Source organism: Paraburkholderia acidicola (genome assembly GCF_002362315.1).
Taxonomy (GTDB): Bacteria; Pseudomonadota; Gammaproteobacteria; order Burkholderiales; family Burkholderiaceae; genus Paraburkholderia; species Paraburkholderia acidicola.
In genome coordinates, this window is record NZ_MTZV01000005.1 from 61238 (window position 1) to 74035 (window position 12798).

Annotated in this window: 7 protein-coding genes; 3 read left to right on the forward strand and 4 right to left on the reverse strand. The window is 63.6% G+C overall.

Annotated elements, in window-relative coordinates:
• Nucleotides 1-7 precede the first annotated feature (7 nt).
• Both BWP39_RS18515 and BWP39_RS18520 read left to right on the forward strand, forming a co-directional pair.
• The gene (locus BWP39_RS18515; protein WP_096722806.1) at nt 8-4711 is read left to right on the forward strand and encodes a glutamate synthase-related protein; all 4704 of its coding nucleotides are present in this window, start codon (nt 8-10) and stop codon (nt 4709-4711) included.
• Nucleotides 4712-4810: 99 nt separating this feature from the next.
• Nucleotides 4811-6277 (forward strand): glutamate synthase subunit beta, encoded by a 1467-nt coding sequence (locus BWP39_RS18520; protein ID WP_096722808.1) that lies wholly within the window; start codon nt 4811-4813, stop codon nt 6275-6277.
• A gap of 140 nt (nt 6278-6417) precedes the next feature.
• Here the strand turns inward: BWP39_RS18520 and BWP39_RS18525 are convergent, their stop codons facing one another.
• Both BWP39_RS18525 and BWP39_RS18530 read right to left on the reverse strand, forming a co-directional pair.
• Nucleotides 6418-7686, reverse strand: a complete 1269-nt coding sequence (locus tag BWP39_RS18525) for a D-amino acid dehydrogenase (RefSeq protein ID WP_096722810.1) — start codon at nt 7684-7686, stop codon at nt 6418-6420.
• A 16-nt stretch (nt 7687-7702) separates the two neighbouring features.
• Nucleotides 7703-8962: an MFS transporter gene (locus tag BWP39_RS18530; RefSeq protein WP_096722813.1), complete on the reverse strand. Its 1260-nt coding sequence runs from the start codon at nt 8960-8962 to the stop codon at nt 7703-7705.
• A gap of 301 nt (nt 8963-9263) precedes the next feature.
• On the opposite strand from BWP39_RS18530, the gene BWP39_RS18535 reads away from it, so the two are divergent.
• Nucleotides 9264-10205, forward strand: a complete 942-nt coding sequence (locus BWP39_RS18535; RefSeq protein WP_096722815.1) for a tyrosine-protein phosphatase — start codon at nt 9264-9266, stop codon at nt 10203-10205.
• A 229-nt stretch (nt 10206-10434) separates the two neighbouring features.
• Here the strand turns inward: BWP39_RS18535 and BWP39_RS18540 are convergent, their stop codons facing one another.
• Together BWP39_RS18540 and BWP39_RS18545 are read right to left on the reverse strand one after the other, a co-directional pair.
• Nucleotides 10435-11784, reverse strand: a complete 1350-nt coding sequence (locus tag BWP39_RS18540; RefSeq protein WP_096722817.1) for an ATP-binding protein — start codon at nt 11782-11784, stop codon at nt 10435-10437.
• Nucleotides 11781-12566, reverse strand: coding sequence for a response regulator (locus tag BWP39_RS18545; RefSeq protein ID WP_096722819.1), 786 nt, complete (start codon nt 12564-12566; stop codon nt 11781-11783). The genes BWP39_RS18540 and BWP39_RS18545 overlap by 4 nt, the downstream gene beginning before the upstream one ends.
• Between the last annotated feature and the right edge of the window lie 232 nt (nt 12567-12798).

Sequence of the window (12798 nt, forward strand, 5' to 3'; positions counted from 1 at the left end):
TGTCCCCATGAACGACCCCCTGCAACCGACTTCGTCGGTGCCCGCTGCGCAAGGTCTGTACGACCCGCAAAACGAACACGACGCCTGTGGCGTCGGCTTCGTCGCTCATATCAAGGGCAAGAAAAGCCACGAGATCATTCAGCAAGGCCTGAAGATCCTGGAAAACCTCGATCACCGTGGCGCAGTCGGCGCCGATCCGCTGATGGGCGACGGTGCGGGCATCCTGATCCAGATTCCCGATGGCTTCTATCGCGAGGAAATGGCGAAGCAGGGCGTGACGCTGCCGCCGTCCGGCGAATACGGCGTCGGCATGATTTTCCTGCCGAAGGAACACGCATCGCGACTCGCGTGCGAACAGGAACTCGAGCGCACGGTGAAAGCGGAAGGCCAGGTCGTGCTGGGCTGGCGCGACGTGCCGGTCGACCACGCCATGCCAATTTCGCCGACGGTGAAGGCGAGCGAGCCGCTGATCCGCCAGATCTTCATCGGTCGCGGCAAGGACATCATGGTGACCGACGCGCTCGAGCGGAAGCTGTACGTGATCCGCAAGACCGCGAGCCACCGTATCCAGGCGCTCAAGCTCAAGCACGGCAAGGAATACTTCGTGCCGTCGTGCTCGGCGCGCACGGTCGTCTACAAGGGGCTGCTGCTGGCAGGCCAGGTTGGCGTGTACTACCGCGACCTGCAGGACGAGCGTGTCGTGTCGGCGCTTGCGCTCGTGCACCAGCGCTTCTCGACCAACACATTCCCGGCCTGGGAACTCGCACACCCGTACCGGATGATTGCCCACAACGGCGAAATCAACACCGTGAAGGGCAACGTCAACTGGCTGAACGCACGCACTGGCGCGATCGCGAGCCACGTGCTTGGCGACGATCTGCCGAAGCTGTGGCCGCTCATCTATCCGGGCCAGTCGGACACGGCATCGTTCGATAACTGTCTCGAACTGCTCGTGATGGCCGGCTACCCGCTCGTGCACGCGGTGATGATGATGATCCCCGAAGCGTGGGAACAGCACACGCTGATGGACGACAACCGCCGCGCGTTCTACGAATATCACGCCGCGATGATGGAGCCGTGGGACGGCCCCGCCGCGATCGCGTTCACCGACGGTCGTCAGATCGGCGCGACGCTCGACCGTAACGGCCTGCGTCCGGCGCGCTACATCATCACCGACGACGACCTCGTCATCATGGCGTCCGAATCGGGCGTGCTGCCCATCCCCGAGTCGAAGATCGTCAAGAAATGGCGTCTGCAGCCGGGCAAGATGTTCCTGATCGACATGGAACACGGCCGCATCATCGACGACAAGGAACTGAAGGACAACCTCGCGAACGCGAAGCCGTACAAGAGCTGGATCGACGCCGTGCGGATCAAGCTCGACGAGATCGAGCCGAAGGCCGAAGACATCGTCACGGAACGCCGCGAAGCCGCTGCGCTGCTTGATCGTCAGCAGGCGTTCGGCTATACGCAGGAAGACCTCAAGTTCCTGATGGCGCCGATGGCGCAGGCGGGCGAGGAAGCGGTCGGCTCGATGGGCAACGACTCGCCGCTCGCGGTGATGTCGAACAAGAACAAGACGCTGTATCACTACTTCAAGCAGCTGTTCGCCCAGGTCACGAACCCGCCGATCGATCCGATCCGCGAGAACATGGTGATGTCGCTGGTGTCGTTCGTCGGTCCAAAGCCGAACCTGCTCGACACGAACAACATCAACCCGCCGATGCGGCTCGAAGTGTCGCAGCCGGTGCTCGACTTCAAGGACATCGCGAAGATCCGCGCAATCGATCAGTACACGGGCGGCAAGTTCAGTTCGTACGAACTGAACATCTGCTACCCGGTGGCCTGGGGCAAGGAAGGTATCGAGGCGCGTCTCGCGTCGCTGTGCGCCGAAGCCGTCGATGCCGTGAAGTCCGGCTACAACATGCTGATCGTGTCGGACCGCAAGACCGATCGCGACAACGTCGCGATTCCGGCGTTGCTCGCCACCGCCGCGATCCACACGCACCTCGTGCAGCACGGTCTGCGCACGAGCGCGGGCCTCGTTGTCGAAACCGGCTCCGCGCGCGAGACGCATCACTTCGCGTTGCTCGCAGGCTACGGTGCGGAAGCGGTGCATCCGTACCTCGCGCTCGAAACGCTCGCGCAGTTTGCGGCTGGTCTGAAGGGCGACCTGTCGGCGGACAAGGCGATCTACAACTTCACGAAAGCCGTCGGCAAGGGCCTGCAAAAGGTCATGTCGAAGATGGGCATTTCGACCTACATGTCGTACACCGGTGCGCAGATCTTCGAAGCAGTCGGTCTTGCCGAAGAACTGGTCGCGAAGTACTTCAAGGGCACGGCGTCGAAGGTCGGCGGCATTGGCCTGTTCGACGTCGCGGAAGAAGCGATCCGTCTGCATCGCGATGCGTTCGGCGACAACCCGGTCCTCGCGACCATGCTCGATGCGGGCGGCGAATACGCGTACCGCGTGCGCGGCGAAGACCACATGTGGACGCCCGATGCGATCGCCAAGCTGCAGCATTCGGCACGCAGCAACTCGTATCAGACGTACAAGGAATACGCGCATCTGATCAACGATCAGACCAAGCGGCACATGACCTTCCGCGGTCTGTTCGAGTTCAAGGTCGATCCGATGAAGGCGATTGCCCTCGACGACGTCGAGTCGGCGAAGGACATCGTCAAGCGCTTCGCCACGGGCGCGATGTCGCTCGGTTCGATCAGCACCGAAGCGCATACCACGCTCGCCATCGCCATGAACCGGATCGGCGGCAAGTCGAACACCGGTGAAGGCGGCGAGGACGAAAACCGCTATCGCAACGAACTGCGCGGTATCCCGATCAAGAACGGCGACACGCTGAAGTCGATCATCGGCGATGAGATCGTGCGCGACATTCCGTTGAAGGATGGCGATTCGCTACGCTCGAAGATCAAGCAGGTGGCATCGGGTCGTTTCGGCGTGACGGCGCAGTATCTTGCTTCGGCGGACCAGATCCAGATCAAGATGGCGCAGGGCGCAAAGCCTGGCGAAGGTGGTCAGCTGCCGGGCCACAAGGTGTCCGAATACATCGGCAAGCTGCGCTACTCGGTGCCGGGCGTCGGCCTCATTTCGCCGCCGCCGCACCACGACATATATTCGATCGAAGACCTTGCACAGCTGATCCACGATCTGAAGAACGTGAACCCCGCCGCAAGCATTTCCGTGAAGCTGGTGTCGGAAGTGGGTGTCGGTACGGTTGCAGCGGGTGTTGCAAAGGCGAAGGCCGATCACGTCGTGATCGCCGGTCATGATGGCGGTACCGGCGCGTCGCCGCTGTCGTCGCTCAAGCATGCCGGCACGCCGTGGGAACTCGGTCTCGCCGAAACGCAGCAGACGCTGGTGCTGAACCAGTTGCGCGGCCGCATCCGCGTGCAGGCCGACGGCCAGATGAAGACCGGTCGCGACGTCGTGATCGGCGCGCTGCTCGGCGCCGACGAATTCGGTTTCGCGACTGCGCCGCTCGTCGTCGAAGGTTGCATCATGATGCGCAAGTGCCATCTGAACACCTGCCCGGTCGGTGTCGCGACGCAAGACCCGGTGCTGCGCGCGAAATTCCAGGGTCAGCCGGAACACGTCGTCAACTTCTTCTTCTTTATCGCCGAAGAAGTGCGCGAGATCATGGCGCAACTCGGTATCCGCAAGTTCGACGATCTGATCGGCCGCGCGGACCTGCTCGATATGAAGAAGGGCATCGAACACTGGAAGGCAAAGGGGCTCGATTTTTCGAAGGTGTTCTATCTGCCGCAGGTTCCGGCAGAGGTGGCGCGTCTGCATGTCGACTCGCAGGATCACGGCCTCGAACGCGCGCTCGACCACACGCTGATCGAGAAGGCGAAAGCCGCGCTCGAGAAGGGCGAGCACGTTTCGTTCATCCAGCCGGTGCGCAACGTGAACCGCACGGTCGGCGCGATGTTGTCGGGTCTCGTCGCCAAGAAGTACGGCCATGAAGGTCTGCCCGACGACACGATCCACATCCAGTTGAAGGGCACCGCAGGCCAGAGCTTCGGCGCGTTCCTCGCGAAGGGCATCACGCTCGATCTCGTCGGCGACGGCAACGACTACGTCGGCAAGGGCCTGTCGGGCGGACGCATCATCATTCGTCCGACCAACGATTTCCGCGGCAAGTCCGAAGAAAACATCATCTGCGGTAACACGGTGATGTATGGCGCGATTGAAGGCGAAGCGTTCTTGCGCGGCGTCGCCGGCGAGCGTTTCTGCGTGCGCAATTCGGGTGCGACGGCGGTAGTCGAAGGCACCGGCGATCACGGTTGCGAATACATGACGGGTGGCACGGTGGTCGTGCTCGGCGAAACCGGGCGCAACTTTGCGGCCGGTATGTCGGGTGGCGTCGCGTACGTGTACGACCCGGACAACACGTTCGCGGGCAAATGCAACAAGGCGATGGTCGCGCTCGACCCCGTGCTGCAACAAGCCGAACAGGAACGCACCGTCGATCGTGCACTGTGGCATACCGGCCAGACTGACGAAGCGTTGCTGAAGGGGTTGATCGAACGTCACTTCCAGTTCACGGGCTCGACGCGTGCGAAGGCGCTGCTCGAAAACTGGGACGCGGCGCGCCGTCAGTTCGTGAAGGTGTTCCCGACGGAATACAAGCGTGCGCTCGGTGAAATGGGCGCGAAGAAGGCCAGCAAGGAAGTGCTCGCGGCCTGATCCGACTCCACACCGACTATATACATCGCTGATGTGCCGCCGCATTCGATGCGGCGGACACCGCTCCCCTCACTCGATACAGATAGACACGAGAACCACATGGGCAAGGCAACCGGCTTTCTCGAGTTCGAACGCCGCCACGAGGCGTACGAAGCTCCGCTCACACGTGTGAAGCACTACAAGGAATTCGTCGCCGCATTGAGCGACGACGAAGCGAAGATTCAGGGCGCACGTTGCATGGACTGCGGCATTCCGTTCTGCAACAACGGCTGCCCCGTGAATAACATCATCCCGGACTTCAACGACCTGGTGTTCCATCAGGACTGGAAGACGGCGATCGACGTGCTGCATTCCACCAACAATTTCCCCGAGTTCACGGGCCGCATCTGCCCGGCGCCGTGCGAATCGGCGTGCACGCTGGGTATCAACGACGACCCCGTCGGCATCAAGTCGATCGAACACGCGATCATCGACAAGGCGTGGACCGAGGGCTGGGTCGCGCCGCTGCCGCCGAAGCACAAGACCGGCAAGAAGGTTGCTGTCGTCGGGTCGGGTCCTGCCGGTCTCGCCGCCGCGCAACAACTCGCCCGTGCTGGCCACGACGTGACGGTGTTCGAGAAGAACGACCGGATCGGCGGATTGCTGCGTTATGGCATCCCCGACTTCAAGCTCGAGAAGTGGCTGATCGATCGGCGCATGCGTCAGATGGAAGCGGAAGGTGTGACGTTCCGCCCGAACGTGTTCGTCGGCAAGGAGGCGTTGCCGGCGCACATCGGCAACACCGCGAAGGAAACCGTCACACCTGAAGAACTGAAAGAGCAGTTCGATGCGATCGTGATCTCCGGCGGTTCGGAAACGCCGCGCGATCTGCCGGTGCCGGGTCGCGAGCTCGCCGGGATTCACTACGCGATGGAGTTCCTGCCGCAGCAGAACAAGATCAATGCCGGCGACAAGGTCATCGATCAACTGGTCGCGAAAGGCAAGCATGTCGTCGTGATCGGTGGTGGCGATACGGGCTCCGATTGCGTCGGTACGTCGAACCGGCACGGCGCGAAGGGCGTCACGCAATTCGAACTGCTGCCGCAGCCGCCGGAAGAAGAGCACAAGCCGCTCGTCTGGCCGTACTGGCCGATCAAGCTGCGTACCTCGTCGTCACACGAAGAAGGTTGCGAGCGCGACTGGGCTGTCGCGACCAAGCGTTTCGAAGGCAAGAATGGCAAGGTCGAGAAGCTGGTGGCGGTGCGTGTCGAATGGAAGGACGGCAAGATGCAGGAGGTGCCGGGTTCCGAGTTCGATATGAAGGCCGATCTCGTGTTGCTGGCGATGGGCTTTACGCAACCGGTGTCGCCGGTGCTGGAAGCGTTCGGTGTCGACAAGGATGCGCGCGGCAATGTGCGTGCGGCTACCGAAGGCGACAAGGCGTACTACACGTCGGTGGACAAGGTTTTCGCGGCGGGCGATATGCGTCGCGGCCAGTCGCTCGTCGTGTGGGCGATTCGCGAAGGCCGGCAGTGTGCGCGTTCAGTCGATGCGTACCTGATGGGACATTCGGATCTGCCGCGCTGAAGCTGAATCTGGCAGCGGCGCTGCCGCGTTCACGATTTGCAGGAACAGGTGGAGACGACAGCGTAGTACGAGACAAAACCGGGCGCCCGCGAGGGCGACCCGGTTTTTTTACGACGCATGAGCGAAGTAACTGCGGCGAGTTACGAACGCCGATAGCGCGCAAGCGTAAGCCCGTCGAGATCGATCTCCGGTGTGCGCTGCGTGATCAGATCAGCGACGACACGCGCGGAGCCGAGCGCCATCGCCCAACCTGTCGAACCGTGTCCGAGATTGATCCACAGGTTGTCGACACCCGATGGCCCGAGCAGCGGTGCGCCGTCGGGTGTCATCGGCCGTCGTCCGACCCAGAAGTGCGCGGACGTCGGCTTGGCCGCGCGCGGAAACCAGTCGTCGAGCACCTTCATCAGCGTATGCAGTGCCTGCTCGCGCAAGGTCGTGCGGCCGTTGCCGAGTTCGGCGGTGCCGGCCACCCGCAGATTCGTACCGAAGCGCGTAATCGCCGTCTTCAACGATTCGTCCATCAGCGCGGCGCGCGGCGCTTTCTCGTCGTCGATGACCGGCAGCGTCGCCGAGTATCCCTTCACCGGATAGAGCGGCACCTTCACGCCGAGCGGCGCAAGCAATGCCGCACTGTCGACGCCCAGCGCAACCACCACCGCATCCGCCGCCAGCGTCTCGCTGCCGCGCGCACTGTCGATGCGCACACCGCGCACCGCACCGCCCTGCGCGTCGAGCGCACTAACGCTGGTTTCGAAGCGAAACCGCACACCGGCTCTTTCGCACAACATGCGCAGCTCGCGTGTAAAGCGCGCGCAGTCGCCGGCTTCATCGTCCGGCAGATACAGACCGGAAACCGGTGTCTCGCGCGCCCAGCGCAAGCCTGGCTCGATCTGCACGCATTCGGCGGCACTCACCTCGCGATGCGCGATACCCGCATCGCGCAGCACCGCAAGCGAGGGCTGCGCGAGTTCGACGTCGTAGTCACTGCGAAAAAGCTGCAGATACCCTTTGCTGCGACCGTACTCGAACGGATAGCGCGTGCGGAATTCCTGCAGACACGCGCGGCTGTAATACGCGACACGCTGCATCCGTTGCTTGTTCACGCGAAACCGCGCGAGATCGCACTCGCGTAGCCAGCGCGCGATCCAGCGCCATTGAGCGGGGTCGAGCGTGGGCCGGAAGATCAGCGGTGAAGTTGGCTTGAACAGATATCTGGCCATCTTCGCGGGCATGCCGGGCGCGGCCCATGGCGTGACGTAGCCGGGCGCAATCACGCCCGCGTTGCCGAAGCTGGTCGATAGCGCGACATCGACTTCGCGCTCGATAACCGTGACGTCGCAGCCCTGTTCGCGCAGGAAGAAGGCTGTCGAGACGCCGATCACGCCGCCACCGAGTACGATCGTATGCATAGCGTTGGCGCGTGAATCAGGCGATGGAAGGGGCTTCGGAAAGCGACTTGCCTTTGGTTTCCGGCAGGCACAGTGCCGACACGATGACGAGCAGATAACCCGAACCGGCGACGACGCCCATCGCTTTCACGAGCGTCGTGGTCTGCGACAGCGTGCCGACGAGTATCGGGAAGAACGAGCCGATACCGCGCCCGAGGTTGTAGCAGAAGCCCTGACCCGAGCCGCGGATCGCGCTCGGATACAGCTCCGACAGATACGCGCCGATCCCGGCAAAGATCCCCTGCACGACGATGCCGAGCGGAAACCCGAGCAGCAGCATCGTGCTGTCGGTGATCGGCAGCATCGTGTAGACCATGCCGAGCACGAACGAGCCGAGCGCGAACAGCACAAACGATGCACGTCGACCGATCCGGTCGCACAGAATCGAACCGACGATATAGCCGCAGAACGAACCGGTGATCAGCACGACGAGATAACCGCTGGTATTGAAGACCGACAGATGCCGCACGGTCTTCAGATACGTCGGTAGCCACGTCGTGATCGCGTAGTAGCCACCGAGCATGCCTGTGCACAGCGCACTGCCGAGCAGCGTAGTTTTCAGATGCGGGAGCGAAAAAATCTGCAGGAAGTGCGAGGTGTCGAAACCGCTTTCGCGCGCGCGCCTGGCGGCCACATAGATGTCAGGATCGCTGACGTTGCGGCGGATGTAGATGATCCACAGTGCGGGCGCGAGACCGATCCAGAAGCATGCGCGCCACGCGAGTTGCTCGGGCAGCAGCGCGAAGAATGCCCAGTACAGGATCGCAGCCGCGCCCCAGCCGAACGACCAGCTGCTCTGCACGGTACCGACTGCTTTCGCGCGATGCTGCGGCGAGCGGATCGTCTCGGCCATCATGATCGTCACCACTGACCACTCGCCACCGAAACCGAAACCCTGCAGCGTGCGGGTGGTGAGCAGTTGCCAGAACGAATGCGTGAAGCCCGACAGGCACGTGAACACCGCAAACGTCGCGATGGTCCATTGCAGCACACGTACGCGCCCGTAGCGGTCAGCGAGAATGCCGGCGATCCAGCCGCCCAGTGCCGACGAGATCAGCGAACTGGTCGCGATCATGCCGGCTTCGCTTTTCGACATACCCCATGCGGCGATGAGGGTTGGGATCAGGAACGAGTAGATCATGAAGTCGAACGCATCGACCGCATAACCGCCGAAACCCGCATACAGCGTGCGTCGCTCGCGCGGCGTCAACTCGGTGAACCACTGGAATGATCCCATTCTGTCTCTGCTCCTCCTGTCCCGCGCGGGGGCGGCCTGCGCCGGGGTGGTCGGTATTTTACGGCGCGTTATTGCGTGTAAGCCATCTGGAACAAAAAAGAACCGCGCTGTGGCGCGGGTTTGCGCGCGATTGGCGGCAAACCCGGCGCACTGGAGCGATCCGGTTCCGGAACTTTCCTTACCGTTTGTTGCTCTGTAATCTCGATTTTCACGATTGCCGGTAAACTGCCTGTCGACGTGTGCGCTGCACGCGGCCTTCGACTTCCCTTGCGCACCCGCGCTTACCCCGGACGGCTCGAACATGAATCCCACTGCGACAGCGCGCGCTTTACCCCCCGGCGACCGGCCACAGCCCGGCGCGGCGCGGCGTTCCGCGCAGGTCGACAACGGCCGGCGCTCGCTGCTGAAGGGCGCCGCCGGGCTGTTTGCACTGTCGGGCTTCAGCGGCACGCTGTTGACAGGCTGTGGCGGCGCGGTCGACGCCGACACGTCCACCACGCTGCGTATCGCGTCGGTGGAGAATTTTCGCGATGTGAGCGGCACGGCCGATGGCTATACGACCGTCGACGGCGCCCGCGTGCAGCGCGGCCGCTTCTACCGCTCCGGCGCGCTGACGCTCACCGCTTCCGACAAGGCCGCGCTCGACACGCTCGGCATCACCGTCGACTACGACCTGCGCACGCCCGCCGAAATTGCCGCCGCACGCGACGTCGTGCCGGTCGGTGCTGCCTATGTGAACTTCAATATCGACGGCACGTCCGAGCCGCCCACGCTGCTTCCCGCCACCTCTGCCGATGCCGTCGCGATGATGGAGGCCCAGTGGCGCAGCTTCGTGAGCGGCGAGGCGCAGCGGGCGGGCTTTGGCGCACTGCTGACGCGGCTCGCCAGCACGACCGGCGCGCAGCTCTTTCACTGCGACGACGGCAAGGACATCAGCGGATGGGTGGCCGCCGTGCTGCTCAGCGTGGCGAACGTGCCGTTCGACGTCGTGATGCAGGACTATCTCCTGACGAATACCTATAACGCGGCATCGACCCAGACGAGCCTCGCCGTGATGCGCGTGCAGCGCGGCGCAGCAGCCGCGAACGCCGCCGCGCCGCTCTATGCCGCGCAGGCGAGCTTTCTGCAGGCTGCCGTCGATCAGGTGCAGGCGAGCTACAGCACGATGAACGGCTATCTGACCACCGGTCTCGGGCTGTCGCAGGCGACGGTGGCGCGGCTGCGTGCGCGGCTCGTTAGCTGACCCTGAGCTGAACCGACCCGACCGGCTGGCGTAGCAAGGCCATGTTCGCGCCGGACCTTCGTCGTAACGTAAAGCGTAAAAAAAGGCCCGATTGCCGTGCCGGGCGAATCGGACCGAGGGGAATAGCTCAACGCGAGCCAGCCGCGACTATACGCGCGGCTCGCGGCATAAATGGGCATCGGTAAGCGGGGGTAAGCAACGCGCGCGGCGGCGTAAGAGCCTGCAATCTTCAGGGATAGGCGAGCGCCTTGTTGCGCTCCGCCCGCTCGGGCCGTTCCGCTCGCTCGATCCGGTCCGGCCGCTCCGGTCGTACGTCCTGCGTGACCGGCAATACGATCCGTACCCACAGTCCGCCTTCGGGATGGTTGCCCACATCGCAGCGACCGCCGCGATCGTGCGCAAGCCGCGCGACGATCGCCAGACCCAGCCCGCAGTGACCCTCGCCGCCACGCGCTGCATCGAGCCGCACGAACGGCTTCATCGCGGCCGCAATCCGGTCTTCGGCGATGCCCGAACCGTGATCGTGCACGCTGACGATCCAGTGACGCCCATCGCGCAAGGTCGCGATGTCGACGGGCGGCGCGCCGTGTTCGAGCGCGTTGTCGACGAGATTCGTGATCAACCTGTCGAGTGTCGTGCGCGGCAGCGTGAAGGCCGGGCCGGCCTGCAGGTCGAGCGAGAAGAGCGGTTCGTCGTCGAGCGATTCACCGGAGGAAAACTGCTCGCGCAGGAACGTATCGACTTCGACCGGCGGCCCCGCATCGGCGGCCTGGCCTGCGAACTCCAGAAACTGCTGCACGATGTTGGTCAGCGAATCGATGTCGCGGATAAAGTTCGCGCGATCGTGCTCCGACGTGAGCACGCTCGCGCGCAACTTCAGACGCGTGAGCGGCGCTTTCAGATCGTGGGCGACGCCGGCGAGCATCACCGCCTGATCGTCGTCGGCTTCATTCAGGCGCCGCATCATGCCGTTGAACGAACCGATCAGATCGACGAGTTCGCGCGGTCCCTGTTCGGTGATCGGTTCCGGGCGTGCCCCGTCGCCGAATGCGCGGGCGGCACCGGCGACGCGCGACAGCGGCCGCTGGATCTGCCACGCGGCCAACAGCGACAACATCAGCGCGGCGATCAGCATCGAGCCCGCCACCAGCAGAAAGCGCGGTGGCGGTGGAATATCGACGGGTGCGACGATCCACATCGGCTTGTCGGGAAAACGTACCCAGATGCGCGGCGGATGCGCGTCGTCAGCGACGATCTGGGTGCCGGGCGGCAGGTTATCGAGCAGATGCTGGCGCAACTGGACGAGCGGCGGCTGGATCGGTGTGCGCAGATGCACAGCGCCCGGCATGTTCCAGGTCGGCACGAGATGCACGCGCAACGCGGGCGCGAGTTCCGCGCCGCTGGACGATTCACCGTTCGCGGCATGCAGCACGAGCAGCATGCCGCGCGCAAAACCGTCGATCTCATGCCGCGGCGGTTGCCGCACGACCAGCACGAACCAGCCGGCCTGAATGGCGAACAGCACGACGGTCGACATCAGCGCCATGCGGCCAAACAGCGTATTCAACGGATTTCTCATGAGCCTGCCGCTGCTTCGTTCGCGTTACGGTCGGGGTCGGCGGCGTGCGCATCGTTTTCAGCGCCGTCGAGGTCCGGGTCGGATGCATCCGGCACGAACACATAACCGCGGCTGCGTACGGTCTGCACGTAGCGCGGATTCGAAGGATCATCCTCGATCACGCGACGCAGTCGCCAGATCGGCACATCGAGGCTGCGGTCGCGAAACGCGAGGTCGTCGCGATGGATGAGATCGTGAATCAGCGCGCGCGACAGCACCTTGTACGGATGCGTGCTGAAAATCTTCAGGAGCGCGAACTCGCTGTCACGCAGTGTGGCGCGCGTGCCGTCGTGCAGCAGCGTGCGGGTTGCGTAGTCGAGTTCGAACGGACCGAAGCGATAGCGCTCGCGTACTTCGGGCGCGCTCGAAGTAACGGGGCCGCGCCGCCGCAACACCGCGTGAATGCGCACGAGCAGCTCGCGCGGATCGTACGGTTTCGTGATGTAGTCGTCGGCGCCGAGCGACAGACCTGCGATGCGGTCGGCCACCGTGCCGCGCGCGGACGCGAAGATCACAGGGATGTCGTCGCCGGCCTCGCGCAACGCGGTGAGCGCGCGCAGCCCGTCGGTCTTCGGCATCATGATGTCGAGCACCACCACCGACGGCCGCTCGCGTTCGAGCCGCCGTTTCAGATGGGTGCCATCGTGCAGCACGGACACGTCGAGCCCGTTCGCCTGCAGGAACCGGCACAACAGATCGCGCACCACGGAATCGTCGTCGACGATAAGGACCTGTGGATTCATCGTGAAATTTTAGACCGGTCAGCGCCCCGTGCGCGTGACAGCTTTCTTACGGTTACTTACATATCTATGTAAGCGCCGTCCTGTGGGCGTTGCAGCGCGATTGTGCGGGATCGCGCGGTATCGGAACACGACTCGCGAAAGTTTTGGAGCGGCTTCGCAACGCGCAGTAAGCGCCGTGGAAAAGCGCGCGTTGCTTCGCCCATTGCGCAGGCGCTTGCAGCGCGAAGATGCA